General features: G+C 70.7%; 28 protein-coding genes and 3 pseudogenes. 11 read left to right on the top strand and 20 right to left on the bottom strand.

The genetic code is table 11. The features are described 5' to 3' along the window. Positions 1-158 precede the first annotated feature (158 nt). The 3 genes from H3H54_RS03695 to H3H54_RS03685 are packed head-to-tail and all read right to left on the bottom strand — an operon-like array spanning position 159 to position 900. On the bottom strand, positions 159-356 hold the full coding sequence (locus tag H3H54_RS03695; RefSeq protein ID WP_262425565.1) for a hypothetical protein: 198 nt from the start codon (positions 354-356) through the stop codon (positions 159-161). A gap of 23 nt (positions 357-379) precedes the next feature. After that, positions 380-643, bottom strand: a complete 264-nt coding sequence (locus H3H54_RS03690; protein WP_262425564.1) for a hypothetical protein — start codon at positions 641-643, stop codon at positions 380-382. Between the two features lie 38 nt (positions 644-681). After that, positions 682-900, bottom strand: coding sequence for a hypothetical protein (locus tag H3H54_RS03685; protein WP_262425563.1), 219 nt, complete (start codon positions 898-900; stop codon positions 682-684). A 153-nt stretch (positions 901-1,053) separates the two neighbouring features. Here H3H54_RS03685 and H3H54_RS03680 point away from each other — a divergent pair, with 153 nt between their 5' ends. The 3 genes from H3H54_RS03680 to H3H54_RS03670 all read left to right on the top strand — a co-directional run bounded on the left by H3H54_RS03680 (position 1,054) and on the right by H3H54_RS03670 (position 4,822). Further along, a complete protein-coding gene (locus tag H3H54_RS03680; protein WP_262425562.1) occupies positions 1,054-2,337 on the top strand; it encodes a sensor histidine kinase in 1,284 nt (427 codons plus the stop codon). Continuing rightward, positions 2,334-3,041, top strand: a complete 708-nt coding sequence (locus H3H54_RS03675; RefSeq protein WP_262425561.1) for a response regulator transcription factor — start codon at positions 2,334-2,336, stop codon at positions 3,039-3,041. Before H3H54_RS03680 ends, H3H54_RS03675 begins: the two co-directional genes overlap by 4 nt. 209 nt (positions 3,042-3,250) lie before the next feature. After that, complete coding sequence (locus H3H54_RS03670; protein ID WP_262425560.1) at positions 3,251-4,822, top strand: DHA2 family efflux MFS transporter permease subunit; 1,572 nt, start codon at positions 3,251-3,253, stop codon at positions 4,820-4,822. Between the two features lie 16 nt (positions 4,823-4,838). Here the strand turns inward: H3H54_RS03670 and H3H54_RS03665 are convergent, their stop codons facing one another. The 10 genes and pseudogenes from H3H54_RS03665 to H3H54_RS03625 form a co-directional block, all read right to left on the bottom strand. Beyond that, complete coding sequence (locus H3H54_RS03665) at positions 4,839-5,138, bottom strand: arsenical pump-driving ATPase GET3 (RefSeq protein ID WP_262425559.1); 300 nt, start codon at positions 5,136-5,138, stop codon at positions 4,839-4,841. A 194-nt stretch (positions 5,139-5,332) separates the two neighbouring features. Beyond that, positions 5,333-5,830 (bottom strand): annotated as a pseudogene (locus H3H54_RS03660) (ArsA family ATPase); the annotation flags it as partial. Then, positions 5,821-6,105 carry a cory-CC-star protein gene (locus H3H54_RS03655; protein WP_262425558.1) on the bottom strand — a complete coding sequence of 95 codons (285 nt, stop codon included), beginning with the start codon at positions 6,103-6,105 and terminating at the stop codon, positions 5,821-5,823. The gene H3H54_RS03655 and the pseudogene H3H54_RS03660, both read right to left, overlap by 10 nt. Before the next feature lie 56 nt (positions 6,106-6,161). Further along, positions 6,162-7,876, bottom strand: a pseudogene (locus H3H54_RS03650) (carbon starvation protein A). A gap of 304 nt (positions 7,877-8,180) precedes the next feature. Next, positions 8,181-9,629, bottom strand: coding sequence for a DUF1990 domain-containing protein (locus H3H54_RS03645; RefSeq protein WP_262425557.1), 1,449 nt, complete (start codon positions 9,627-9,629; stop codon positions 8,181-8,183). Positions 9,630-9,692: 63 nt separating this feature from the next. Next, on the bottom strand, positions 9,693-9,908 hold the full coding sequence (locus tag H3H54_RS18655) for a DUF5701 family protein (RefSeq protein WP_316249132.1): 216 nt from the start codon (positions 9,906-9,908) through the stop codon (positions 9,693-9,695). After that, on the bottom strand, positions 9,881-10,237 hold the full coding sequence (locus H3H54_RS18650; protein WP_316249131.1) for a DUF5701 family protein: 357 nt from the start codon (positions 10,235-10,237) through the stop codon (positions 9,881-9,883). The genes H3H54_RS18655 and H3H54_RS18650 overlap by 28 nt, the downstream gene beginning before the upstream one ends. Before the next feature lie 177 nt (positions 10,238-10,414). Beyond that, positions 10,415-10,831 (bottom strand): VOC family protein, encoded by a 417-nt coding sequence (locus tag H3H54_RS03635; protein WP_262425556.1) that lies wholly within the window; start codon positions 10,829-10,831, stop codon positions 10,415-10,417. A 49-nt stretch (positions 10,832-10,880) separates the two neighbouring features. Then, the gene (locus H3H54_RS03630) at positions 10,881-11,912 is read right to left on the bottom strand and encodes an endonuclease/exonuclease/phosphatase family protein (protein WP_262425555.1); all 1,032 of its coding nucleotides are present in this window, start codon (positions 11,910-11,912) and stop codon (positions 10,881-10,883) included. Positions 11,913-12,029: 117 nt separating this feature from the next. After that, on the bottom strand, positions 12,030-13,139 hold the full coding sequence (locus H3H54_RS03625; RefSeq protein WP_262425554.1) for a 3-deoxy-7-phosphoheptulonate synthase: 1,110 nt from the start codon (positions 13,137-13,139) through the stop codon (positions 12,030-12,032). A 343-nt stretch (positions 13,140-13,482) separates the two neighbouring features. Here H3H54_RS03625 and H3H54_RS19430 point away from each other — a divergent pair, with 343 nt between their 5' ends. From H3H54_RS19430 to H3H54_RS03610, 4 genes are all read left to right on the top strand, one after another. After that, on the top strand, positions 13,483-14,697 hold the full coding sequence (locus tag H3H54_RS19430; RefSeq protein WP_395963344.1) for an aconitate hydratase: 1,215 nt from the start codon (positions 13,483-13,485) through the stop codon (positions 14,695-14,697). A 270-nt stretch (positions 14,698-14,967) separates the two neighbouring features. Then, the gene (locus H3H54_RS19425) at positions 14,968-15,426 is read left to right on the top strand and encodes a hypothetical protein (RefSeq protein ID WP_395963342.1); all 459 of its coding nucleotides are present in this window, start codon (positions 14,968-14,970) and stop codon (positions 15,424-15,426) included. A 142-nt stretch (positions 15,427-15,568) separates the two neighbouring features. Continuing rightward, on the top strand, positions 15,569-15,781 hold the full coding sequence (locus H3H54_RS03615; protein ID WP_262425553.1) for a CsbD family protein: 213 nt from the start codon (positions 15,569-15,571) through the stop codon (positions 15,779-15,781). 157 nt (positions 15,782-15,938) lie between these two features. Next, positions 15,939-16,583, top strand: a complete 645-nt coding sequence (locus tag H3H54_RS03610; protein ID WP_262425552.1) for a dihydrofolate reductase family protein — start codon at positions 15,939-15,941, stop codon at positions 16,581-16,583. Between the two features lie 346 nt (positions 16,584-16,929). On the opposite strand, the gene H3H54_RS03605 is transcribed toward H3H54_RS03610, so the two are convergent. Beyond that, entirely contained in the window at positions 16,930-17,886 is a 957-nt protein-coding gene (locus H3H54_RS03605; protein WP_262425551.1) for a hypothetical protein, read from the bottom strand. A 183-nt stretch (positions 17,887-18,069) separates the two neighbouring features. On the opposite strand from H3H54_RS03605, the gene H3H54_RS03600 reads away from it, so the two are divergent. Then, complete coding sequence (locus H3H54_RS03600) at positions 18,070-20,142, top strand: ectonucleotide pyrophosphatase/phosphodiesterase (RefSeq protein WP_262425550.1); 2,073 nt, start codon at positions 18,070-18,072, stop codon at positions 20,140-20,142. A gap of 37 nt (positions 20,143-20,179) precedes the next feature. Here the strand turns inward: H3H54_RS03600 and H3H54_RS03595 are convergent, their stop codons facing one another. Beyond that, on the bottom strand, positions 20,180-20,371 hold the full coding sequence (locus tag H3H54_RS03595) for a hypothetical protein (protein ID WP_262425549.1): 192 nt from the start codon (positions 20,369-20,371) through the stop codon (positions 20,180-20,182). Between H3H54_RS03595 and H3H54_RS03590 the strand changes: the two genes are divergently transcribed. Beyond that, a complete protein-coding gene (locus tag H3H54_RS03590) occupies positions 20,361-21,038 on the top strand; it encodes a FadR/GntR family transcriptional regulator (RefSeq protein WP_262425548.1) in 678 nt (225 codons plus the stop codon). The two genes, H3H54_RS03595 and H3H54_RS03590, sit on opposite strands and share 11 nt — an antisense overlap. A gap of 14 nt (positions 21,039-21,052) precedes the next feature. On the opposite strand, the gene H3H54_RS03585 is transcribed toward H3H54_RS03590, so the two are convergent. Both H3H54_RS03585 and H3H54_RS03580 read right to left on the bottom strand, forming a co-directional pair. Further along, entirely contained in the window at positions 21,053-21,889 is an 837-nt protein-coding gene (locus H3H54_RS03585) for an SDR family oxidoreductase (protein ID WP_262425547.1), read from the bottom strand. A 125-nt stretch (positions 21,890-22,014) separates the two neighbouring features. Further along, positions 22,015-22,656, bottom strand: coding sequence for a dihydrofolate reductase family protein (locus H3H54_RS03580; protein WP_262425546.1), 642 nt, complete (start codon positions 22,654-22,656; stop codon positions 22,015-22,017). A 152-nt stretch (positions 22,657-22,808) separates the two neighbouring features. On the opposite strand from H3H54_RS03580, the gene H3H54_RS03575 reads away from it, so the two are divergent. Beyond that, positions 22,809-23,531: a helix-turn-helix domain-containing protein gene (locus H3H54_RS03575; RefSeq protein WP_262425545.1), complete on the top strand. Its 723-nt coding sequence runs from the start codon at positions 22,809-22,811 to the stop codon at positions 23,529-23,531. Positions 23,532-23,611: 80 nt separating this feature from the next. Here H3H54_RS03575 and H3H54_RS03570 read toward each other — a convergent pair whose 3' ends face one another. The 3 genes and pseudogenes from H3H54_RS03570 to H3H54_RS03565 all read right to left on the bottom strand — a co-directional run bounded on the left by H3H54_RS03570 (position 23,612) and on the right by H3H54_RS03565 (position 25,204). Next, entirely contained in the window at positions 23,612-24,664 is a 1,053-nt protein-coding gene (locus H3H54_RS03570; RefSeq protein ID WP_395963711.1) for a GMC family oxidoreductase, read from the bottom strand. 70 nt (positions 24,665-24,734) lie between these two features. Beyond that, positions 24,735-24,971, bottom strand: a pseudogene (locus tag H3H54_RS19420) (hypothetical protein); the annotation flags it as partial. Further along, the gene (locus H3H54_RS03565) at positions 24,932-25,204 is read right to left on the bottom strand and encodes a GMC family oxidoreductase N-terminal domain-containing protein (RefSeq protein WP_262425543.1); all 273 of its coding nucleotides are present in this window, start codon (positions 25,202-25,204) and stop codon (positions 24,932-24,934) included. The pseudogene H3H54_RS19420 and the gene H3H54_RS03565, both read right to left, overlap by 40 nt. A gap of 174 nt (positions 25,205-25,378) precedes the next feature. Between H3H54_RS03565 and H3H54_RS03560 the strand changes: the two genes are divergently transcribed. Continuing rightward, entirely contained in the window at positions 25,379-26,005 is a 627-nt protein-coding gene (locus tag H3H54_RS03560) for a TetR/AcrR family transcriptional regulator (RefSeq protein ID WP_262425542.1), read from the top strand. Positions 26,006-26,061 lie beyond the last annotated feature (56 nt).

The following is a 26,061-nucleotide window of genomic DNA, read 5'->3' as shown; positions in this document are numbered from 1 at the left end:
ATGCTCTGCGCGCCAGGGCCCTCACCGTCGGAGCGCATCATCGGCCCTCCGCCTCACAGCGCCCCGCGCGGCATCACCCCGCGCCTGCTGATCGATTCCCCGGAGTCTACCGGCCGTCCTCGCGCGTCGGAGGCTGTCCGGGCAGGGGCCCGCCGTGCTCAGGACCCGCCGGTGAGCCAGTTCAGCGCCGGACCGATCGTGTTCAGCACGATGATCGCCCCGATGATGCCCACCGTCCAGGAGAAGGCGCCGCTCGCATTCTTCACCGCCCAGTCATGGGCCCGGTCGAGGAAGGCATCGGCGCGGCGTCCCAGCAGCCACCGCACGGTGCACAGCACCGCGCCCGGAGCCACCATCACCGCGCAGTAGACAACCAGGATCAGGGCGCCGCGGCCCAGGCCCACCCCATCTCGGCGATGATCCCCATCGCCGCGAGGTACGGGATCATCGAAGCGGCCTCGATCAGACCCGCCATGAGCGCGAGGCCGATCAGCAGGGAGGGCCGGCCCGAGGCGCGGCGGGCGCGCTGGGTCCATCGTCGAGCGGAGGCCTCGGGGTCGCCGCCGCGCTTGGCGATCGCCTTGGGGTCGATGCGGAAGGACCAGATGATCAGCAGCACGCCGAGCACGGCGAGCACCGCCATCACCTGCGGCGCGGCCAGCAGATGCCCGAAGGATTCGATCAGGGGAGCAGCCCGGCCAGCAGCGCGATGCCCAGCAGCAGGTAGAACACTCCGATCACGGCCAGGAACAGCAGGGTGCGCCCGGCCACGCGGCGTGCCCCGCCCTCCCCCGCCACCAGCAGGATCACGGGGATCACGAGCGTGCCCATCGAGGTCGAGTCCACGAGGGCGAGCACCAGCAGGCCCAGCGGGCCGGCGACATCGAGCAGGGATTCCATGCTCCTCATCGTGGCGTCGGTGCACCCGCCGGGGCCTCCTCCCTTGGGAGGAGCTGCGTCCGCCGGGGCCGGTGCGCGCGGGGGCGCCACGTATTCTCGGTGCATGTCCGCCGCCCCCTTGATGGTCGATCCCGAGGCGCCCCGAATCCGCCGGTGGGCCGACGGGATCTGCTGGTCGCCGGTGGGTATGCCGCGCTGGTGCTGCTGCTGGCCGGCACAGGGGCCCACAACTCCGGGTTCCTGCCGCAGGGGCAGGGCTGGCCGACGTGGGTCTCGGTGGCGCTGATGCTGGTGGGCTGCGTGAGCCTGATCTGGCGGCGCCGACGGCCCGGGGTCACGCTCGCCGTCGCGGGGCCGCTGGGCCTCGCGGAGATCATCGTGGGCGGTCAGGTCTCCGCCTACGTCCTGCTGTTCGAGGCGCTGTTCGAGCCGGTCATGCACGGCAGCCGTCGCCTGGCCCGCCTCACCACCCGGATCGCGATCGTCGGCACGGCGCTCGCGCTGCTGGCGGCGCTGTTCGCCGGACTGCCCGGCCAGCTGGTGTTCGTGATCGCGCTTCTCGCCACCCTGGTGGTGATGACCCCGCTGCTGTGGGGCTGGGAGGTGCGCCATCACCGCGGCGCCCGGCAGGCCGCCGAGCAGCTCGCCGGCCTCGAGCACGAGCTCGCCGAGACCCGGGCCGCCCACGCGGTGGAGACCGAGCGGCGCAGCATCGCTCACGACCTGCACGATGTGATCGCCGGTCACCTCAGCGCCGTCTCCCTGCACACCAATCTCGCCTCCTCCCTGGAGGATCCCGCCGCCCGCGACCGCTCCCTGACCACCGCGCGGGATTCCGCCCATGCGGCGCTGCGCGATCTGCGCTCGATGATCGGGGTGCTCTCCACCGAGCAGGCCGGGGCCCTGCCCGCGGTCACGCTCGACTGGCCCTCCCTCTCTGCGCGCCTGCGCGACCGCGACCCCGCCGCGCAGATGCGGATCGATCCGGCGCTCAGCGATCCCGCCCGGGTGGAGCCCTCTGTGCAAGCGGCGCTGCTGCGGATCGGAGCGGAGGCCGTCACCAACGCAGTCCGTCACGGCCGGGCGCCGATCACGCTGGACGTCGGGCTCTTCGGCCGCGAGGTGCGGCTGGAGCTGGTGAACCGACGGGCCGACGCCTCGGAGCCGGGCGGCGGGTCGGGCGGTGCGGAGGGCCGCGGGGTGGGCCGCGGGGCGATCTCGCACCGGGCCACCGCCGTGGGCGGCACCGCGAGCTCCGGTCCCATGCCCGCAGCCGGCCCCGCGGAGGCTCCCACGCCGGGCACCTGGCAGGTCCTCGCCCGGCTCCCCGCGCACGCCACCGGGCCCGGCGGTGCTGCCGATGCTTCTTCCGCGCATGACTCTGCACACGATTCGGCCCGAGATCCCGTCCCCCTCACCCAGGAGACCACTCCATGACCACTCCTCCTCCCGCAGAGGGCACCGGCGCGCAGCCCCCGATCCGGGTGGTGGTCGCCGATGATCATCCCGCCGTGCGCTCGGGGCTGGTGGCGTTGCTGGGCTCCGCCCCGGACATCACCGTGGTGGCCGAGGCGGCCGACGGGGAGGCCGCGGTGGCCGCCGCGCGGGAGCACCGCCCCGACGTGGTGCTCACCGATGTGCGCATGCCCGGCGCGACCGGGATCGAGATCACCCCGCGCCTGCGTGAGACCGGCGCGCATGTGCTGGTGATCTCTGGATTCGACCTGGATGACTATGTGCTCGGGGCGCTCGCGGCCGGGGCCGACGGCTACCTCGTGAAGACCGAGGACCCGCAGCGGATCCTCGCCGCCGTGCGGGATGTGCATCGCGGTGACGCGGTGCTCTCCGCAGCGGCGACCCGGGCCGTGGTGGGAGCGCTGCGCGGCCGTGGCACAGGGAGATCCGACTCCCCTGCTCCGGTGGCGGAGAAGCCGGGTCCCGTCGGCCCCGAACCCGCCTTCACCCGCCGCGAGGAGGATGTGCTCGCACTGGTCGCGCGGGGGCTGACCAATCAGCAGATCGCCCGGCAGCTCTTCGTCGAGATCACCACGGTGAAGTCGCATCTGTCGAACGCGCTGATGAAGCTGCAGCTGGACTCGAGGGTCCAGGCCGCGCTGTGGTGGCAGCAGCACCGGGGCTGAGATCGGGCGGTTGCGCGGAACGTAAGGCGGGCGCAGCGCGTCACATATCACCGTGACGAGAAGAGGGTCCCTGTGACAGGATCAGCGAGGCTGCGGATGGTGTCCGACGCCCCCACCGGAAGGTGACCCGACTGCTCCGCCCCACGTGCGGCGGAGGCACGGGTTCCGGCCCTCCGGTCCCTCGACGACGAAAGCACCGCTCTCCTCTCATGACCACGCACACCCCCACCCCCACCGGAGAGTTCCCGGCCCTCGAGGCACCCGGGATCGTGGCCGGCGGCTCCGCCGCGGCCGAGGCCGAGTTCAGCACCCGCGACGGGGCCGACGACCCCAGCACCACCGTGGTCGACGGCCACGCCCCGGCATCCGTCAAGGTCACCCCGATCATCGCGGTGCTGGTGGTCTCCGCCTTCGTGATGATCCTCAACGAGACCCTGCTGTCGGTCGCTCTGCCCACCCTGATGGAGGACCTGTCGATCAGCGCGGTCACCGCGCAGTGGCTCTCGACCGGGTTCATGCTGACGATGGCCGTGGTCATCCCCACCACCGGCTTCCTGATGAAGCGCCTGTCGGTGCGCACCGTCTTCTCCGTCGCGATGCTGCTGTTCCTGGCGGGCACCACCATCGCGATGCTCGCCCCGACCTTCCCGGTGCTGCTGGGCGGCCGCGTGATCCAGGCCGCGGGCACCGCGATGGTGCTGCCGCTGCTGATGACCACCGTCCTCGCACTGGTGCCGATCAGGTCCCGCGGCCTGGTGATGGGCCTGGTGGGCGTGGTGATCTCCGCTGCTCCGGCGCTGGGCCCCTCCATCTCGGGCTTCATCCTCCAGCACGGCACCTGGCATCACCTGTTCCTGATGATGCTGCCGATCATCGTGATCGCCCTGACCATCGGGCTGCTCTTCATGCGCAACTACACCGAGCCGGAGAAGGTGCGGCTGGATGTCATCTCGGTGATCCTCTCCGCGATCGGCTTCGGCGGCGTGATCTACGCGCTGGCCTCGATCAGCCAGATCGTCTCGGGCACCAGTCGCCTGGTCCCGCTGCTGGTGGCCGGGATCGGTGTGCTCGCCCTGACAGTGTTCACCATCCGCCAGCTGCGCATGCTCTCCCGCGGTGACGAGCCGCTGCTGGATCTGCAGCCGCTGAAGGTGCGCACCTTCACCGTTTCGGTGCTGGTGATCCTGATGGGCTTCGCGACGATGCTCGGCACGGTCGTGGCGCTTCCGCTGTACATGACCGGCGCGCTCGAGATGACCACCCTCGAGATCGGTCTGACGATGCTTCCCGGCGCGGCGGCCTCGGGCCTGCTGGGCCCGTTCGTGGGCGCCCTGTACGACCGGTTCGGGCCGCGGCCGATCGTGGTGCCCGGCATGCTGCTGATGGCGATCGTGTGCTGGCTCGAGGTGTTCCTGCTCGATGCGAACGCCACTCAGGGCCTGATCATCGCGCTGAACATCCCGCTGGGCATCGGCATGGCGATGGTGATGACCCCGCTGATGACGCTCTCGCTGGGGGCGCTGCCGCGCTCGCTGTACGGCCACGGCTCAGCGATCCTCAACACCCTCCAGCAGCTGGCCGGGGCTCTCGGCACCGCGGTGTTCATCGCGCTGCTGACCCTCGGCTCGGCCATCGCGGTCGAGTCCGGGGCCTCGGCGGAGATCGCTCAGGCCAGCGGTGCCTCCTGGGCCTTCGCCTTCGGCGGCGTGGTCACGACCGTCGCGGTGGTGCTGGCCTTCACCCTGAAGGCGAACCCGGCGGAGGTCGAGGCCGCCGGCTGAGCCGCGGGCGGGCATCTCACAGCAACGTCGAAAAGCGCTCGAGCGCTTCCGGACCCACCACGTCCTCCTCCCCCAGCGGCACCTCCTGCAGGGGCACGCGGGGCAGGGCGTCGCGGAGGGTCACCAGGTGCTCGTCCTCGACGGCGCGGCGCCGGGCGAGGAACTCACCGCGATCGGCCGGGGAGCGCCTGTTGACCACGAGCGCGCCGACGTCGACGCCGGTGCGGGTGAGCTCCTCGTGCAGCTCGATGGTCTCCAGCACGGGGAGGCGCTCAGCGGCCAGGACGATCGCGAACGACGAGAGCGCAGAGTCCACGAGCACCTCGCGCAGGCCGGCGAGGCGGTCGCGCCGGCGCAGCAGGATGGAGCGGATCTCCTCGTCACGCTCCTGGATCGGGTCGCGGGGGCGGTCGACCCGAGCAGGGTCGTCCCCCGATCGCGGTCGAGGCCGCGCATGGCGGCACCGAGCTTCTGGGATTTCTCGCGACGCTTCAGCAGTCCGTCGGTCCAGGCGGTCATCACCTCCGGCAGGGCCATCAGGCGTGCGGTGTGCCCGGAGGGAGCGGTGTCGAAGACGACCAGGTCGTGATTGCGCATCCCGGTCTCGACCAGTTCCGTCATCCGTTCCAGCACGGCGGCCTCGTGGGTGCCCGGAGAGCGGCGGGAGAGGTCCATGTGCTTGTCCACCTCGCCGGCGAGGTTCCCGGGCATGAGCCGCTTCAGGGTGCGGGCGACGTCCTGCAGGTGCTGATCGGTGGTGGCGTCGGGATTAATCTCGAGGCCCGCCAGGCGCCCGCCGACGCCGTCGCCTAGCGGGGTGGCGCGGTCACCGATCTTCTGCCCCCACAGATGGCCGAGATTGTGGGCGGGATCGGTGGAGACCACCAGGACGCGCCGACCCTCACGGGCCGCAGCGAGAGCCACGGCGGAGGCGACGGTGGTCTTGCCGACCCCGCCCTTCCCGCCCAGGAACAGCACTCGGCGCTCGGCGGCGAGCCTCAGCAGCATCGGTAGTCCTCCAGCGGTGAACGCTCCATCCCCATCCGGCGATGCCAGTCGTGGAAGCTGTCGTACAGCACGGGCAGCAGCTCTGCGGTGTAGTAGGCGGCGGGGTTGGGCACGCCCAGCAGCTCGCTCATCACGAGCATGCGGAACAGATCGTCCTCATCGCGCTGAGCGCGGGCGAAGGTGCGCCGGTAGGGGGCCACGTAGAACTCGTGCAGGCCGTCACTGAAGGCACGCCAGCGCTCCCTGAGGGAGGGACGTGCCGCGGCGGGGGCCACCCCGTCGGCGGGTCCGTCCGGGGACCCGCCGACGGGAGTGTGTGGGGACTGCGGGCTCACTCGCCGGAGCCGCCGTCCGCCGAGACGGAGTCCAGCTCGTCCTCATCCAGATCAGGTTCCGGCTCAGAGGCGTGGGCCCGCTTCAGGGCGATCGCGGATTCGACGATCACCCACACGGCGGCGACCACGATCACCAGGTCCATGATCAGCAGCAGCCAGTTGCCCTCACGGTAGAAGCTGCCCAGCTGGATCAGCGCCGCGTACACGCTGACGAACAGGACGAACAGCAGCGGGATCATGATCGGCAGCACCGGGCGGCGCTTGCGCATCAGCATCACCGCGAGGATCGCGAGGGTCAGCCCGGCGAGGATCTGGTTGGTGGTGCCGAACAGCGGCCAGATGATCATGCCGCCGGCGCCGTCGGCTCCTGCGCTGAAGGCCAGGCCCAGGCAGACCGCCAGCACGATCAACGTCGCGACCAGCGTTCCCAGCTTCACTCCCACGACCTGCCCGATCTCCTGGACCACGAAGCGCTGCAGGCGCACGCCGGTGTCCATCGTGGTCGCGGCGAACAGCACTGCCATGGTGGCCAGGATCGTGGCCGACAGCGAGGTGGGGATGCCGAGGCCCGCGTTCAGGATCGCGCCGCCGCCGGTCACGAAGGCTGCGACGCCGCCCTCGTTGAAGGCGGTGTACACCGCTTCCCAGTCCGCGAGGGTGCGGAAGCCCGCGGTGGTGGCGATGATCGCGCCGAGGGCCAGCAGCCCCTCTCCCACTGCCCCGAAGTAGCCCACGAACCGGGCGTCGGTCTCCTTGTCGAGCTGCTTCGAGGAGGTGCCGGAGGAGACCACGCCGTGGAAGCCGGAGATCGCACCGCAGGCGATGGTCACGAACAGCAGCGGCATGATGCCGGGGTCCCGTCGGGGACGTTCGCGTTGATCGCTGGGGCGACCAGCTCGGGCTGGAAGATCAGCACCGCGCCGTAGAGCAGTCCCAGGCCGATGAACAGCTGCAGGCCGTTGATGTAGTCGCGCGGCTGGAGCAGCACCCACACCGGCAGCACCGAGGCGATCGCGGCGTAGACGAACAGCACCAGGATCCAGAACGCCTCGGCTGACAGCCCGAGCACCGTCTCGGGCAGCACCACCGGGAACCTGTCACCGAGCAGGATCAGGCCGTACAGCGCGATCACGCCGATCACGGAGACGATCGGCAGGTTCCACTTGAAGCGATAGATCGCCTGACCGATCAGCACGGCGACCACGAGCGCGCCCCAGGTGGGGATCACGGAGGTGGGGGTGGAGACCAGCAGGCCGGAGATGACCACGGCGAACGCGGCGTTGACCATGAGCAGCAGCAGGAAGATGACCACCAGGAACAGGCGGCTGCCGCGCTTGCCGATGTAGCGCGCGGACAGGGTGCCGATGGATTGGCCGCGGTTGCGCACCGAGGCCCACAGGGCGCCCAGGTCGTGCATGCCCGCGAAGAAGACGGTGCCGAGCGTGACCCAGAGGAAGGCCGGCAGCCAGCCCCAGATCACGGCGACGGCGGGGCCGACGATGGGTGCGGCGCCGGCGACCGAGGTGAAGTGGTGGCCCCACAGGATGAACTTGTTGGTGGGGACGAAGTCGACCCCGTCCTGCAGCTCATGGGCGGGAGTGCGGAAGGAGGCGCTGAGCTTGTAGACGCGCCTGCCGAGGAATCGGGAGTAGAGCAGATAGCCGGCGACCATCATGGCGATGCCGACGACTGCGAGGATCAGGGAGTTCACCAGGAGGCCTTCCTGTCGTGGGTGGGGAACGGTCCACGGCGGGGACCACGAGCTGGGGGCCGACGGGCCGGGGCCCGCTGGTCAGCTTTCGCGTCCTCGTCGCGCGCGATGGGGTCACGCTAACCGACTCCCCCGCCGCTGTGGGGGAGGTTTCCGGAGCGTGACGTGGCTGAGACCCACGTGGCGCGCATGCGCGCTGGTAGCCTCGGGCCCCGCCGCTGACGATCGGCGTGGTCGTCCACGTCCTGCGGCACGACCTGGACTCCTGAGGTCACGCTTCACCGAGATGGGCGCGGGGCGCTCCTCAGGGGGCCGGAGGGGTGGACAGGGCACGCAGGTAGCGACGCGTGATGAGCTCCTGGACGAGGCGGGAGACCGGGGCGCCGAGCCGGGCGTACCAGGTGGCGGGCCGGGAGACGACATCGAGGTGGAACCTCACCTGCCCGGTCGCGGTGCGGGTCACGGTGAACTCCTCGATCCCGGATTCGGGATGCCCGGGCAGGGTGGCGTAGGCGAAGCCGGCGCGGTCCGGTTCCTCGATCACCCACAGCACGCGGCACGGGGCGGTGATCCGGAACGGCCGACGGCCGAGGTGCAGGCGCACCTCGGTGCCCACCTCAAGCGGGGTGTGGGTGGCGCTGGTCTGCAGGCCCGCGCGGCGGTGCACCGCCCAGGAGCGCAGCGCCGAGGCGGCGCGCTCGAAGTCCATGCCGGTGACCACGGTGCTGCGGTGGTCCCTGCGATACCCGGCGGGCGGATGCTCGAGTGCGTCGAGCGGTGCCGTGACCTGCTGCTCGGCCAGAGGGAGGCGGAGGTAGGAGGTCACGGTCCCCGAGTGTGAAGGGCGCAGGCGGTGGAGTCGGGCGGCGAGCGGCGCGGGGAAGACGTCGATGACCGTATCGAGCAGCAGCGTTGCCCGTGCCTCGCGCAGCATCTCGTCCGCCCAGGCTGAATCATCCCGGCCGATCGCCGGTGTGAGCGGCCGCGGCGTCCACTCCTCGGCCCAGGGCTGCGCGGTGACCGTCATCGAGAGGCTGGAGCCTTCATCACCGCTGCCGCCCTCGGCACCGAAGGAGGTGCGGTGGCTGGTCCAGCCGGGGCTCAGCACGGTCTCGAAGGAGCCGTCGACGATCGAGAGGAGCGTGCGGTCGAGCTCCTCGAGCAGATCGCGGGAACCGGAGTCGCAAGCGTCGCAGCCGCAGTTCGGCGTGGTGCTCACGGGCACTGCCGGATCACCGATCCCGATCACGAGGCCGAGGATCAGGGCCTCGCTGCCTTCGAGGTCGGCGCTGCCTGCTGCATCGTCCGGGGCGGTGCGGGCGAGGACCAGGGGCTGCGCGCCGGACCGACGGGGGCGCAGCACGGTGGCGCGATAGCGGTCGACGTGCGGCGTCACGGCCCAGTCGAGCTGTGCGCCGTCGTCGGTGTCTGCCCAGCCGCGGGCAGTGAGCACGCGGGTCCAGGCCTCGGTCCGGGACCAGAGGATCCGGAACTTGCCCGGGTCGAGGCAGCGGCTGTACTCCTCCTCGAGGCTGTCGCGCTCGTCGCCGTCGGCGGTGAGGTGCGGATCCTCCCAGCCGGGGGTCTCGGTGCCCGTCTGTGTGAAGGCGTCCTCCGCGTCTGCGAGCAGCTGCAGCAGGGCGTCGGAGAACGGTGGGCCGGCGTCGACCCATGCCTCGGAATCCTCCTGGGCGCTCTCGCGCAGGGAGGCGTGCTCCTCCTCCCACCAGGTGGGAGCGGGGGTCGTGGTCATGAGCGGACAGTACCCGGGCGAGACGCGGACCGACGAGGGATATATCAGCCCGTGTGCACCGGCTCAGACACCGCTGCGGCGCGCGGCGGAGGCGATGCCGAGCCAGGTGTGGCGGTTGCCCCACCAGCACCAGCCGAGCTTCGGTGCGTCCTTACGGTCCTTCCCGTCGCGGCCGGTGCCGCCGGAGATCCACAGCGCCGGGGTGCGGGAGTCGAGCTTCCCGGTGGGCTTGGTCAGGCGCGATCCGATCGTCATGAAGCAGCGGCCCCGCTCGAGCACCTCGGGCCGCTGGAGCACACAGTGCAGTCCCTCCGTGAGCAGCAGCGGGGGCGGTCACGCGCGGCGATCGCCGGCAGCGCCTCCTCGGGCGTCCAGTTGCTGAGGTCATCACCCCGCTCGAGACCCTCGACCAGGTACACCGACCCATCAGGCAGCTCGATGCCGGTGGGATCGAAGCGGTCCACGTCCGTCATGTCCTCGACCACGAAGCCGGGCCGGTCCCCGCGCCGCATCAGCGGAGCGAGGGCGGAGGCGGGCGCGAGCGACGGGTCCAGTGCGAGCAGCGCGTCGGTGCGTCCGCCGCCGAGCTGCGCGGCGGCGTCGTGCAACTCCTGCGCGGAGGTTCCCGCGAGGACGTGGATGCCGAGATCGATCAGGTGCTGGGCCTGGGCGGTGAGGGTGGGCAGAACAGCGGCGGTGATCGAGGCTCCTTCAGTGGGCGTGGCAGGCAGGGACAGTTCTCAACGGCGCCGCCGCCCGCGGTATTCCCTCACCATTGCATTCCCTCACCACTGCGCGTCCCACGGTTCACCGGGCCGGTAGCTGCCCACCGACCACTGGTGGCCCTCGGGATCCAGGACCTCGAAGCGGTAGTTGCCCCAGGGCGTCGTCCCGGGCGCTTGGACCACGTTGGCCGCGGCGTCGCGGGCCCGGGCGAAGAGGGCATCGACCTCGGCCTCGCTGTCGAGGGACAGCACCGGGGCGCGGCTGGTGGAGCCCTCGACCAGGGGCGAGGCGGTCTGGCCGTCGGCCGCGGCCTGGACCATCACTACAGCTTCGCCGAGGCGCAGCTCGGCATGGTCGAGCGTGCCCTCCTCAGCGCCGTAGCTGTTCACGAGCTCCATGCCGAACGCGCCGGTCAGCCAGGCCACGGCGGCGGCAGGGTCGCGGTACAGGGTGAACAGGGACAGGGTGGCGGGCATCGGGGCTCCTCGACTCGGGGACTCCAGCAATCGCGGAAGCACCCCCACGCTAGGAGTGACCGAGGACGGATTCTGTCCGCGAAGATCGGCTCCGCGTCAGCGCAGGGCGACCAGCGCCTGCACCGGGGCGTGATCGGAGGAAGGCGCCGTGACGGTCGGTGGAGACGTTGATCGCGGCCTCGAGGATCGTGAACTGCTCGGTGGCCAGCACCCAGTCGATCCGCTCCCCGCCTTCGACGGGCTCCTCGTAGGCGGGGAACGTGCCCCAGGCCGGGGTGAGCTGCTTCTGCGCGGCGTCCCAGGTGTCGAGGGTGGGGCCGTCGGTGACCAGCGTGGAGTACGCGCCCGAGTCATGGGCGGCGGAGTTGAAGTCGCCGGTGACGAGCGCCGGCAGCTGGTCCAGCTCGCCTCCCTCGAACAGGTCGATCATCGCCTGGGCGCTCTTGATCCGGGCGGGCTCGGACTCGTGGTCGAAGTGGGTGTTGATCATCGCGAACTCCCGCCCCGTGGCCAGGTCCTCCATCCGCGCCCACACCACGATGCGGGTGACGTTGTTGCCCCAGCTGGCGGAGCCGATCTGGTCCGGGGTGTCGGAGAGCCAGAACTGGTCCCATTCCCGCACGCGCAGGCGGCGCTCGGGGTCGTAGAAGATCGCGGAGTACTCGCCGGCGCTGCCGCCGTCGCGGCCGTAGCCGATCATCTCGTGGCCGGGCAGCGCCTCACGGATCGTGTCCAGCTGCCCGTACAGGGCCTCCTGGACGCCGAGGAGCGTGGGCCGCTCACGCTCGAGCAGGTCGATCAGGATCGGCCGACGGGTCGGCCAGTGGTCCGGATCGCCCTCCTCAGTGGTGGCGGAGTTGTCGTAACGGATGTTGAACGCCATCACGTGCAGGCGATCGCGGCGGGCCCGGCCGATCAGCGGCCGGTTGTCCCTGCCCCTGCCGGGACGCTCGGTGCGCTCTTCCCCGCCCTTCTCCGTCGGAGCCGCGGAGGCGGAGGCCGCCAGGGCTGTCGCGGCGGCTCCACCGGCGGCGACGGTGCCGAGGCCGAGCAGGGAACGGCGAGCGAGAGAGGGGGACATCGGCACATCTCCTGGGGATCGGGGCATGAGTGCCCTGTCGACGCTAGACCCTCCCCCGCGCCCGACAGGTCCCTGCGAGGATCGTCCCCCGATGTTCATCGGCGCGGCACACGGCGCTCATGCGCGCCCCGGGATGGCCTCGCGGCGGCGACGCGCTCCGCCGGCGAGCGCACGCAGCACGCCCTCGCTCGCCTCCCAGTCCATGCACTTGTCGGTCACGGACTGGCCGCGCAGGAGCCCAGCGGGACCCTGGTCAACGTCGAGCTTCTGGGCGCCGCCGACCAGGTTGCTCTCGAGCATCACCCCGGCCACGGCCGCGCCGTCCACCGCGATCTGGTCGGCGAGCATGGTGGCGACCTCGGCCTGGCGCAGGTGGTCCTTGTCGCTGTTGCCGTGGCTGGCGTCGATGACCAGGCGCGGGCTCAGGCCCTGTGCGCTCAGGCGCCCAGCCGCGGCGTGCACCGGGGCGGGTCCCCAGTTCGGGCCGTCGGCGCCGCCGCGCAGGATCAGGTGGGTGTCGGGATTGCCGGTGGTGGAGACGAGGTTCGCCCGTCCATCACTTCCGATCCCGAGGAAGGACTGCGGCGCCGAGGCCGCCGCGACCGCGTCGAGAGCCACCTGGACGCTGCCGTCGGTGCCATTCTTGAACCCGACCGGCATCGACAGCCCGGAGGCGAGCTGGCGGTGGATCTGGGATTCGGTGGTGCGGGCACCGACCGCGCCCCAAGAGATGAGATCCGCGATGTACTGCGGGCTGATCGGCTCGAGGAACTCGGTGGCGCAGGGCACCCCGAGCGCCGTGACCTCGCGAAGGAAGGCCCGAGCGCGGTGCAGGCCGGTGGCGATGTCGTGGGAGCCATCCAGGTGCGGGTCGTTGATCAGGCCCTTCCACCCCACGGTAGTGCGCGGCTTCTCGAAGTAGGTGCGCATCACCAGCAGCAGCTCCTGACCTACCTCGGCCTGGATCGCGGCGAGGCGGCGGGCGTAGTCCAGCCCGGCCTCGGGGTCGTGGATCGAGCAGGGGCCGACGACGACCAGCAGGCGCCGGTCGGTGCCCTCGAGCACGGCGCGCACCTGCTCGCGATGAGCGGCGACCTGCTGCGCCTGCTCGGCGGTCAGGGGCAGGTCGGTGAGCAGCTCAGCCGGTGTGGGCAGCGGGGTGTAGCTCGCGATGTGGCGCTCGGGAACGGCGGGCGCTGCGGCGGGGGCGGTGGCGAGGATCGTCATCGTGGGTCCTGTCCTTTCGAGGGGCGGACCCGATGCTCAGAGCCCGCCGGGGAATGGCGAAGGGCAGAGCTTGTGCTCTGCCCTTGTCGGCTCTGGAAGGTTGGGGACGCTATACGGCGGCCGGCCCCTCCGGAGCCGACATCGCATAGGTAAACCAACGGTTCTGCATGCGGGAGAGAGTACATGCTGCGGCGTGGGGTGCAAGTGCGGTCCGGGGAGCGGGCGGCCGACGGGGCGGGACCGGACGGCCGAACCATGGCATTCGCGGACGGGCAGGCCTACGGTGGAGGCAGGTTCGTCGACGAGCCTCGACGGCGAGCCGCTCTCCGAGGAGGACAGCGCCATGCCCCGCAACGTCGCACAGAAGCTCATCGCCGCGCATCTCGTCGAAGGGACGCTGGAGCCCGGAGCCGAGATCGGGCTGCGGGTCGACCAGACCCTCACCCAGGACGCCACCGGCACCATGGTCATGCTCGAGCTGGAGGCGATGGGCCTGGACCGGGTCCGCACCGAGCTGTCGGTCCAGTACGTCGACCACAACCTGCTGCAGACCGACGAGAAGAACCCCGACGACCACCTGTTCCTGCAGTCCGCGGCCGAGCGCTTCGGGCTGTGGTTCTCCAAGGCCGGCAACGGCGTCTCCCATCCCGTCCACCAGGCTCACTTCGGCCGACCCGGCGCGCTGCTGATCGGCTCGGACTCGCACACCTGCGCCGCCGGCGCGCTGGGCATGCTCGCGATCGGCGTGGGCGGGCTCGAGGTCGCGATGGCGATGGCCGGCCAGCCGTTGTACGTCACGCTGCCGGAGATCTGGGGCGTGGAGCTGACCGGGACGCTGCCGGACTGGGTGAGCGCGAAGGACGTGGTGCTGGAGATGCTGCGCCGCCACGGCGTCAGCGGCGGCGTGGGCCGCATCATCGAGTACCACGGCTCCGGGCTCGCGCAGCTCGACGCGATGGACCGGCACGTCATCGCGAACATGGGGGCCGAGCTGGGGGCGACCGCGACGGTCTTCCCGGCCGACGACTCCGCCCGCACCTACCTCGAGGCCGTCGGCCGCGGCGAGCAGTTCGAGGCCTGGGAGGCCGACGAGGGTGCGAGCTACGACCTCACCGAGCAGATCAACCTCTCCGAGCTCGAGCCGCTGATCGCACGCCCCTCCTCCCCCGGCAACGTGGTGCCGGTCGCCGAGGTCGCCGGAGAGGACGTGAACCAGGTGGTCATCGGCTCCTCCGCGAACCCGGGACTGCGGGACTTCGCCGTGGTCGCCGAGATCCTCGATGGTCACCAAGCCCATTCGCGCGTGTCCGTGGACATCAACCCCACCTCGCGCGAGGTGCTGGCGGATCTCATCACCGGAGGCTGGCTCGGCGCGCTCGTAGCGGCAGGCGCCCGGATCCACCAGTCCGGCTGCATGGGCTGCATCGGGATGGGCCAGGCCCCCGCCAGCGGCCGCAACTCCCTGCGCACCATGCCTCGCAACTTCCCCGGCCGCTCCGGCACGGAGGAGGACGCGGTATGGCTGTGCTCCCCGAGACCGCGGCGGCCGCTGCGCTGACCGGGAAGATCACCGATCCGCGCACGCTCGAGAGCAGTCTCGACATGGTCTACCCGCGGCCCACACTGCCCGAGAGCTATGCGCAGATCCACGACATGCTGATCCCTCCCCTGCCCGAGGAGGAGGCGAAGTCCGTCGAACTGGTCAAGGGACCGAACGTCTCCTCCCTGCCGGACTTCACCCCGGTCGCCGATCGCCTCACCGCGCCGGTGCTCCTGGTGATGGGGGACGACGTCTCCACCGACGAGATCCTGCCGGCCGGGCTCACAGGTGCTGCCCTTCCGCTCCAACATCCCGCGGATCGCGGACTTCGCCTTCACCCGGATCGATGGCGAGTACCCCACCCGAGCCCGCGCGACCGAGGGCGGGCACGTGGTGGTGGCCGGGAAGAACTACGGCCAGGGCTCCTCCCGCGAGCACGCGGTGATCGCGCCGCGCTACCTCGGACTGCAGGCCGTGATCGCGGTGAGCTTCGCACGGATCCACTGGCAGAACCTCGCGAACTTCGGCATCGTCCCGCTCGAGTTCGAGAACCCCGAGGATCTCGCCCCGATCAAGGTCGGGGACGAGGTGGTGCTCGAAGGCGTGCACGAGGCGCTGCGGGCGGGCCGCTCGCTGAGCGCGAAGATCGGCGAGCGCGAGGTGGCGGTGACGCATCGGCTCTCCCAGCGCCAGGTGGACATGGTGCTCGCCGGTGGGCGGATCCCGCTGACGGCGCAGGCGGTGTGAGCGGGCTGCGCGGTGTGAGCGGGCTGAGAGGTGTGAGCGGGCTGCGCTGTCCGACCGGGAGGTCGGCGGCTCAGCGCACCACCGAACTAGACTTCCCGCACCGCACGCGACCCGTGCGGACCCTCGACACAGGAGGTCTGCGATGAGCACCGACGAGAAGTTCGAGAACGCGAAGGACAAGCTGGGCGGCCAGGCCAAGGAAGGCTTCGGCAAGGTCACCGGCGACAAGGAGACCGAGGCCGAAGGCCACACCCAGCAGGGCAAGGCAGAGGCCAAGGACAAGCTCCAGGACGCCCGCGACTCCGTGAAGGGCGCGGCCGAGGGCATGTTCGGCGACAAGAACAAGCGGGACTGACCCGGCTCGGGAGACATCCCGGCCCGCGCGCAGTCCTCGGTGGCGGCTCCACATGGTGGGGCCGCCACCGGCGTGTGCGGGGTAGGCGGGGAAGGGTGACAGCCGCGTCGGCGAAGCGCATGCTGGGTGCCCCGCTCCCCACCGAGAGGACCTCCTGATGACGCAGCGCGTGTGCGTCCAGAACTTCACCGTCTCCCGCGACGGCATCGGTGCCGGCCAGAAGCAGACTCTGGAGCGGCCGTTCGGCCACGTCGACCCTGGCGACCTGATGGCCTGGGCCTTCGGCACCGCGCACTTTCCCGGCCGTACCGACCCCGGTGGCAGCCGCGGCCTTGAGGACTACCTGACCCGCGACTTCGCCCATGGCATCGGCGCCGAGATCATGGGTCGGCACAAGTTCGGCCCGCAGCGCGGGCCCTGGCCCGAGGACGGCTGGAAGGGCTGGTGGGGCGAGGAGCCGCCGTTCCACACCCCGGTGTTCGTGCTCACCCATCACCCTCGGCCGCCGCTGACCGTCGGGGAGACCACCTTCCATTTCGTCGATGCCACCCCGTCCGCAGCCCTCGAGCAGGCGAAGGCTGCGGCCGACGGCAAGGACGTGCGTATCGGCGGCGGCGTCAGCACGGTGCGTCAGTTCCTCGAGGCGGACCTCATCGACGAGATGCACGTGGCGATCGCGCCGCTGGAATACGGGACCGGACTGCGGCTGTGGGACCGGCCGGAGGAGCTTGAGGACCGCTTCCATCTCGAGCAGGTCACCGCGCCGAGCGGCGTCACTCACTGCTTCTTCTGGCGGCGCTGAATGCCCCGCTCCCCGGTTCGGGACCTCTCGAGCCGCCCAACGGGTCAGAGCACCTGGATCGCGACGCCGAGCAGCGCGCTCTTCACCGCGCTTCACCTTCACCATGCCGGACCGTCACCATGCCGACCCTCCACCACGCCGGACCTTCACCACGCTGCACCTTGACTACGCCGCACCTTCACCGCACGGCGAGCCATAACACGGCCTTGCGCGCGCCGAGATCACCGATCTCGTTCACCGGTGAAAGAGATCGGTGATCTCGGCGCGCGTGTCGCGCCCGACGGAGGGCGGGGCGGGGAGGGCTGCCGAGCGTTCCCGCGGGAACGCATAGGCGCCTCGGGAGCGCTCACTGCGAGCCGTCGAGCTCGTTCAGCATCTCGAGCGCGCTGAAGGCTTCGAGGATCACCTCGACGGTGCCATGGAACCGAATGCCTTCCTCTGCTGGAGCGACCTCCGCGTGGAGCACGCCGTAGGTGGCGAGCGTGACGAGGTCGCGCTGGGTGACCCAGTAGCGCTCCACCTCGTCCATATCGAGATCCCCGTCCGGGGTCTTCGGGACCTGGTCGCGGTCCATCGCGTCACGCACCGTCTCCGGGAGCAGGAGACCTCCCGGTGCCAGGGTGCGCGTCAGAGCGGCGAAGGTGTCCGGCCCGCCTACCAGCCCGCCCTCCTGCGGTCCCTGCTGCAGGGCGTCCAGGATCAGCAGGGTGAGCAGGGCCCTCGCGAAGCGGACGAAACCGTCGGGATCCTCCTGCTCCAGAACGGCGGGCACCAGGCCCGGTCCGGGCCGTACGCGGGCACTGGTCAGCTCCAACCACCGTCCGGAGACGAGCGCGTTCCAGGGGCCGACGATCGTGCCGACCTGCCACATCGAAGTCAGTGCCGGCCCGCTGAGGTCGAGCTGCCACTGCTGGATCAGGGCGCGGACATCTGCCAGGCGGAGCGCGCCGGTGGAGGTGACCTGGCGGCCCTCGCCCACGAAGTCGAGGAGTCGCACCGCGTCCCGCACCAGCGGGATCCGTGCATAGTTGGCGGCCGCTCCGGCCGGGTCCTGTTCGGCGTCGACCCTCCCGTCGAGCGCCTCGTGCGGCAGCTCGTCCTCCGGGAGGAACCACGGCCAGCCGGGCTCATCGAGGGTGGGGTCCGGGCTCGCGGCGGCGTGGGTGGGAGCCGGGGCGTGCGAGAAGAGAGCCGAGCCGCTCCCGGGGAAGTCGCCCGGGGAGGTGTCCCGCTGCCGGACACCGGGCGAGGGCGTTGCGTGGCCATGGGGGTTCGGGGAGCGGCGCGGCGTCGTCTTCGGCATGCCTCCATCATGACGAGCACGCTGCTGCCGTGGCGCGGCGACATGATCTGGGCAGCTCCGTCCGCGGTGCCGGTCAGCGCCTGAGCGTTCATCTGGCGGCCGCGTCCTGGCCCTTTGTGCGCGGTACGGTCACGCCCGCTCGCGCTCCTGCGCAGCGCATCCCTCCGCATCGAAGGCGTTCTCGTGCCTCACAACCTGCTGGTCCTCTCGGTCGATGGCATGTGCCTGACCGATCTGCCGTTCCTGCGCACCCTGCCGGCGTTCCGGCGGCTGCTGGAAGCCGGCTCCTTCGCCTCGGCCCGCAGCGTGCTGCCGGCGCTGACCTACCCCAACCACGTCTCGCTGATCACAGGGCGCACCGTCTCCGGGCATGGCGTGTACGGCAACACGAAGATGGAGCCAGGGAAGGCACCGACTGACTGGTTCTGGTACGCGGAGGATCTGGGCTGCCCCACCCTCTTCGACCTCGCGAAGGCGCAGGGGCTGCGTACGGCGAGCTTCTTCTGGCCGGGCACCGCGGGTGCGGACATCGACGTGCTGGTCCCGGTGATCTGGGATCCGGAGGACTGGTCCGATCCGCGCCCGGTGTTCGCACCGGTCTCCTCCGCAGAGGCGTTCCCGGCCCTGTTCGACAAGCATCGCGACGCCCTCACCTGGACGCCGGGCCCGGACTACGACCGGTTCGCGATCGCGCTCACTGCGGAGGTGCTCGCGGAGCGTTCGGCCGAGGTGGTCTTCTCCCATGTGCTCGCGGTGGACAAGGCCCGCCACCGCACCGGGGTGGGCTCGGAGGAGACCAGGGAGGCGCTGGTCTCGGTGGATGCCGGGCTGCAGGTGCTGCTCGAGGCGCTCGAGCAGGCCGGGACGCTCGAGAGCACGAACATCGTCCTCAGCTCCGATCATGGACACACCGATGTGGTCCAGGCGGTGGCGCCGAACGTCCTGCTGGCCGAGGCGGGGCTGATCCGGGTGGATGCCGACGGCGCGGTGACCTCGTGGGATGCCTGGGTGCATCCGGCCGGGCTGACCGGTCAGGTGCATCTGCGGGAGGGTGCCGGCGAGGCGGTGCGCGCCCGGGTGCTGGGTGTGCTCGAGGAGTGGGTGCTGGAGCCGGCGGTGCCGATCGCCGCCATGCACAGCGCCGACGAGGTGAAGGCCGCCCATGGCTTCGAGGGTCCGTTCGTCGCGATCCTCGAGGGGGCCGACGGCACGGTGATCCAGCCGCGCTGGCGGGGTGAGGCAGTGGTCAGCCGCTTCCAGCAGGAGTACACCGGGCCGCGCTCCGCGCACGGCGGCTTCCCGGAGGCGGGGATCCCGCCACTGATGATCGCCGCCGGTCCCGACATCATCCCGGGGTGCATCTGGAGGGGTGAGCGTGGTGGATCAGGCGGCGACGTTCGCGGGGCTGCTGGGGCTGGAGATCCCGGCATCCAACGGGACAGCTGCATGGGAGATGCTGCGCCGCGGCGTGTGGGAGGGCCTTCCCACCGCACCGACCACAATGGCGTCATGAACCTTCGCCGTCTTCTCGCATTCCTCGCCGCTCCCGTCCTCGCCGTCGGCCTCGCCGCCTGCGGCCCTGGCGATCCCGCCGAGGATCCCTCCGCCGGCGACGCCCCCCCAGGAGCAGACCCCCGCCGAGACGGAGCCCGCGGAGAAGGAGCAGCCGGCCACCGAGGAGGGCTCCCCACCGAGGACGACTCGGCGCCCAAGCAGGACGAGAGCGGCAGCGATGATCCCGAGTCGCGCGGCACCGTGATCGAGTCGTTGTGGATCGATGGCTCGTGGAACATCGAGCGGGTTGAGGAGGACCTGTGCGAGATGGGCGGCGGCTACCCCTCGCAGTACGCCGAGCAGGAGGATCTGTTCGTCTGCGGGCCCACGGCCGCGGGTGCCCAGGCGTGTGCGCTCGAGGGCGGGACCGTGCAGTGCATCGTCGATCCCGTCGGCAAGCAAGCCATCGAGTTCGACTCCCCCACCGCGCCCGAGCAGTTGGAGCCGCGGGACGACGAGGCTCTGCCGCTGCTGGTGGAGCTGCCCGACGGCGCGGTCTGCGCGACGATCTCCCACGACCATGACCAGCACTGGGAGGGCATGTTCAGCTGGTACCGCTGCGATGACGGCTCCGAGCTGCTGACGCCCGAGATGATCGGCGACACCTTCGACCGCGGTGAGCCGTGGACGGTGCAGCGCTCGACGGACATGGGCGACCCCGAAGAGACGGCGGTGACCACCGCGGTGTTCGCCGGTCGGTGAGCGACGGCCCAGGCCGAACCACCGAGCCGCTGCCGCCTCAGCCCTTCGTGGCACCCGCCGTCAGGCCGGCCACGATCCACTTCGAGGCGACCCCGAACAGGATCATGGTGGGGAAGACCGTCAGCACGGCTGCTGCGGACAGCGGTCCCCACTCGATGTTGAAGCTGGTGATGAAGCCGTTCAGCGCGGTGGGGATGGTGCGCTTGTCGCTGCTGTGGATGAGGGTCACGGAGAGGAACAGTTCGTTCCAGCTGTTCACGAAGTTCGACGTCTCCCGCAGCTCCCTGCGCGAGGCGCAGAAGATGCTCGGCTTTGCCGGCGTGCTCACGTCCCGCACCGGCGCCGGCACCTATGTCTCCGCCCTCACCGCGCAGACGGTCATGTCCGGTCTCGGCGTGACCATCCCGCTGCTCCCGCTGGAGGAGTACCTGGGCCTGTTCGAGATCCGTCAGCTGCTCGAGGGATTCGCGGCGGCGCAGGCCGCCGCGCGCTTCGATGACGCTGAGCGGGCCCGGCTGCTGGAAATCGCCGAGGATCTCGCCGCTCGGTCCTGGGAGGATGACGGCTCAGCGCTGGACGACGCCTTCCACGAGCTGCTCGCCACGGGGGCGCGCAACGAGGCGATCGCAGCGGTGCTGCGGTCCATGCGGCAGCGCGGGCGCCACTACCGGGTGTTCGAGCGCGACGACGCCGCCGAGCTCAAGGAGATGAGCGACCACGAGCATCGACGGATCGCCGAGGCGGTCCGGGACCGTGACCCGGTGCGCGCACAGCTCGCGGCGACCGCTCATATCCGCGCCACCCGCGAGTGGCTGGAGGGCTGCGCCCGGCACCGGAGCCGTGAGGCCGCACTGCCCACTGGCCCAGGGTCGCGCGCCTGCCACTCCACCTATTGAAGCTCTGCGTTCCCTCAGGCGCCGGGCAGCGTGACCGCGCCGGTGCGCACCGCGGCGACCACGCCGCCGTCGACCAGCAGGTCGGTGCCGGTGATGAAGGTGGAGTCCGGGCCGAGCAGGAACGCGGCGCTGGCGGCGATGTCGGCGGGGGTTCCGAGGCGTCCGGTCCCGGAGCCGGCGACCATGCCGCGCATGCTCTCGCCGCTGGAACCGGCCAGCTCCTGCTGACCCATGGGGGTGGCGATCACGCCCGGGCTGATGCTGTTCACGCGGGCACCGCGCTCGCCCCATTGGGTGGCGGCACTCTGCACGCGCAGCTGGTTGGCGCGCTTGGAGATGCTGTACGCGACACCCGGGTCCGGGACCGCACCCTCCTGCACGAAGGGCAGGGAGAGCAGCTCCTCGGCGGGGGTGTGGGTGAGGGCCTGCTCCATCTCCGCGGGGAAGCGGCCGACGGTGAAGCTGCCGGCCATGCTCGCGATGACCACCCCGGAACCACCGGGGGCGATGACCTTTCCGAACTCCTCGAGGCTCACGGCCACGCCGTACAGGTCGACGGCGAGAATCGCCGCTGCCGGCGCCTGCATGGGCGAGAGGCCGGCGGTGTGGACCACACCGGTGACTGCGCCGAGCTCAGCGGCCGCGGCGGCGAGCGCAGCGACGGACTCGCGCGAGGACACATCGACGCTCTGCGTGGTCACGGCGTAGCCGTCGCCGGTGAGCGCCTCGGCTACACGACCGAGCGCCGCGTCGTCGAAGTCGGCCAGCAGCAGTTGCTTTCCGGCCCCGGACCGGCGGGCGATCGCCTCTCCCATTCCACCGACACCGATCACGACCAGGACGTCGCTCATCCTCTGGCTCCTTCGTTGAGCTCCCGGTGGTGGGAGCGATGACTTCGAGTGCCCTCATCGAAGCACGAGCACCTCCGTGCCCGCTGGGACCAAGGGCAGGAGGGACGTGCGCCGCGGTGCCCTCGTCACTCGAGCCGGGCGACGTCCTTGCCGTCCTCGACCACGTAGTCGCCGGTGCGGAACGGCTCGGGGGTGAGCACGAGCAGCACCGCGCCGCTGGCCGTGACGCGGCTGCTGCGGACCTGGAAGCCGCGAGGCGGGGCCCCATCGGCGAAGAGCTTCTTGCCGCCTCCGACCACGACGGGGAAGACGATCAGGTGGTACTCATCGATCATCCCGGCCTCGTGGAGGGCGGCGACGAGCTGGGCGCTGCCGCTGACCTTGAGCTCGCCCTCCCCGTCTTCTTTGAGACGTGCGATCGCGGGCAGGGGATCGGCGCTGTCGATGACGGTGGTCTCGCCCCAGCCCGGATCGTAGCCGGCATGGGCGACGACGTAGCGCTTGCCGTGGTTGATCGCGCGAGCCACGGGATCGCTGTCGTCGACCTGCGGCCAGAAGGCGCGGAACGTCTCGAAGGTGTTCCGGCCCAGCAGGGCCGTGTGCGGGCTCTGGAGCCAGGAGGTGACGATCTCGCCGAAGTCGTCGTCGGCCGTATACGGCACCTGCCAGCCTCCGGCGGTGAAACCGCCGGAGGTGTCCTCCTCGGCGCCGCCGGGCGCCTGCATGACGCCGTCGAGGGTCAGGAAGGTGTTCACGGTCAGTTTCATGGTCGCTCCTCGTCGATCCCGGAGCTTCGAGTGTCGGCCGACGGTCGCGGGCGGGTCTTGTACGGGAACGACACCAGCGCGGGCAACCCTCTGGCCGCCCAGCGGCGTCGCGCGCATGATGAGTGCATGCCCCCTGCCGCTCCGCCGCCATCGTGATCGACATCGAGCACCGGCCCTCGCCCTCGCCGCACATCGCGCGGGTGTGGCGGGCGCATTCGCGGGGCGTGGAGACGATGACGTCGGTCGCGAACTCGATGTGGGAGCTGGTGGTGTGGAACGAGGGTGAGCAGCTGCTGCTGAGCGCGGTGCGCGGTCCCGAGACGCGGGCGAGCATCGCCCCCGTGCCGCAAGACTCGCGCTCAGCGGGGATCCTCTTCGCGCACGGCGTGCATATGCCGCATCTGCCCGTCTCAGCGCTGGTCGATGCGCAGGCCCCACCGCGCCCGGTCACGGGTGGCACGCTCGAGCTGGCCGGCCAGGCGTGGCCGCTCCCGGGGTACGACACCGCGGAACGCTTCGTGCAGCAGCTGGTCGAGGCCGAGATCCTGGTGCGTGATCCGGTGGTCGCCGAGGCGCTCGACGGCGGGAGCCCGGACGTCTCTGCGCGCACTGTGCAGCGGCGGGTGTCGGCGACGACCGGCCTCAGTCTGGGTTTGATCCGGCAGATCGCCCGGGCCCGGGAGGCGGCGCTGCGCCTCTCCGCCGGGGCGCCGATCCTGCAGGTGGTGCACGATCTCGGCTTCTACGACCAGCCCCATCTCTCCCGCTCGTTGATGCGATTCATCGGCCGCACCGCGACACAGCTCGCGCAGGGTCGAGAGGCGCAGCCGCTCTCGATGCTCTACAGCCCACCGGAGCTCGCGGAGCGGGGGTGAGCGTCGCGACCAGGTCGCGAGGAGACGGCGCCCTGCCCCGCTAACTGACTGGACAGGGCGCCGTGCACGACCGGCAGCCCTCAGGCCTCTGCGGCGATGATCCGCGCAGCCATGGCGCCGATGCCGATGGCCGGTGCCATCGTGTTGCCAGGCTGGCTCGGGAGCACGGAGGCGTCGGCCACTCGGAGCCCCTCGACCCCGCGCACGCGCAACGAGCCGTCCACCACCGAGTCGTCCCCGGAGCCCATCCGCGCGGTGCCGCAGGCATGGAGCGCGTGGCTGCTGGCCCAGGAATGCGCGATCGCGTCCTCACGGGTCTGCACTGCGGGCCCGGGCACCTGCTCCTCGTCGATCATGTCCGCGAGCGGGCTCTGCGAGGCGATCCCGCGGAAGGCTTCCAAGAGACGGTGCTGCGCGACCTGCTCGCTCTCGTGCTCGAGGTAGTTCGCGACGATCTCAGCAGGGGCGAAGGGATCCGCACTGGTCGCGTGGACCGAGCTCTCGGTAGTCGGCTGGCGCAGATAGCCAGCGGCGCTGAAGCCCGGATCGGCACCGACCCCGAAACCGGCGCCAGAGATGTCGTTCATGAACGGGTTGAACTGCAGCCACAGGTCCGCGACCGGCAGCGAGGGATCAGATTTGGCGACGGCCGCCAGCTCGTAGGCACCGGTGGAAATGATCCCGTCGCGTTCGATCAGGTACTTCGCTCCGGTCCTCATCTGCGCCATCTGGGTGGAGAGCTGCTCGTTCAATCCCATCTGTTTGCTGATCTTCCACTGGGCGGCGAACATGCGCTGCTCGACCGCGTGCTCACCGACGTTCGGGTTCTCGGCCAGCAGCGGCACCCCGATGCGCTTGATCACCTCTCCCGCCCCGATCCCGGAGCGCTCCAGCAGCATCGGCGTTTCCATGGTGCCGCCGGCGAGGATGATCTCTTTACGCGCACGGAACAGGCGCCGCTTGCCCTTGACCAGGGTCTCCAGGCCGGTGGCGCGGTTGCCGTCGAACAGGACCCGCACACCGTGAGCATGGCTCTGGTAGGTGACGTGCTTGCGCTTCCTGGCCTGGGCGAGGAAGGAACGGGCGGTGTTCCACCGCCGGCCGTTCTTGGTGATGATCGGCATGAAGCCGATCCTCTCGCCGTCGTGAGTTCACGTCCTCGGTGAAGGGCAGGCCGTAGCTCTCGGCGGCGTCGATGATCGCCCTCGTGAGCGGCTCCTCCTTGCGGCTGACGTGGACGTGCAGCGGACCGCCGGCACCGCGCGTCGGAGAGGCTCCGAGCTCGTGGTCCTCGATCTCCCGATAGGCGTCCAGGACGTTGGCCCAGCTCCAGCGGTCGTCGGTGACGGCGGCTACCGAGTCCCAGTAGTGCTGCCCGGCACGGTCGTACTGCAGACCGTTCAGCGAGGTGGAGCCCCGGCGACCCGGCCGCGCTGCCAAGAGTCCTTGAACTCGGAGTTCTGCGGGGTGGTCGGCTCGTAGTAGAAGGAGTACTTCTTGCCGCCATAGAGGAAGAAGAAGCCCTTCGGGATATGGATCAGCGGATCCCAGTCGCTGCCGCCGCTCTCCAGGACCAGCACCGAGTCTTTGGTCCGCTTGCTGAGCCCGTCGGCCAGGGTCGCCCCGCCCGCACCGGTCCCCACGATGATGTAGTCGAAAATGTCGTTGTCCACTGCATATACCTCTTCATCGAGAAACAGCTGCTGAACAGATGCCACGAGGAGCCCCGGGTGGTGCGGTCGCCGGGCTCTCCGTGCCAGTCCTGCGGTGTCGGTCGCCTCAGCGCGACCGCCCGGAACGGGCTGTTGCTGCACACCTGTGTTGTTACGCTGTTTACACTACCAGGCATGACCGCTCCACGACGAGGCTCCGCCCGAGCCGCCCGCCTGCATTCCTCCGACGCCCGCGCCACCGCTTCACAGCGCCAGCTGGTCGAGGCGCTCTCACGGGTGGTGCGCACAGAAGGCTTCAGGAAGGCCTCCGCCACGCGGATCGCGCAGGAGGCCGGACTGAGCCGCAGCGGGTTCTACGAGCATTTCGCGAGCGTCGACGAGCTTTCGCTGTTCGTGCTGGACGGCCTGCTCTCCGAGGCGACAGCGCTCGATCTGCGGGCACGAGCAGCCACGGGATCTGCGCAGAGGTCCCTGCCGCAGTACGCGGTCGAGGTGCTGCTGACGTCGATCCTCGACAACCGCGAGTTGTACCAGGGAATCCTGCTCTCCGACCGGGTCGGCGGAGTGGTCGTGCACGCGATGAACAGGTTTACCCAGAGCACCCGGTCCGTGGTCGAGGCGATCCGACCGGAGCAGTCCGAGACCGAGCTGGAGCTGCATGCCGCCGCGATCGGCGGCAGCGTGCTGGGCATGGTGATGCACTACCTGCGTACCGACGATAAGCGCCCCGCCGCCGAGCTGGCGAGAGAGATGATCAGCGCGATGCCGCAGTGGATGTACCCCTCCTCGGGTGCACGCTGAAATCCTCCTCCGGGACTCTGCAGTGCAGGCGGAGGGCAGGTGTGATGTGGTGGCCG

The sequence above is a fragment of the Brachybacterium sp. Z12 genome (genome assembly GCF_014400405.1).
Classification (GTDB): domain Bacteria; phylum Actinomycetota; class Actinomycetes; order Actinomycetales; family Dermabacteraceae; genus Brachybacterium.
This window is presented reverse-complemented; position numbering and strand designations above follow the sequence as displayed.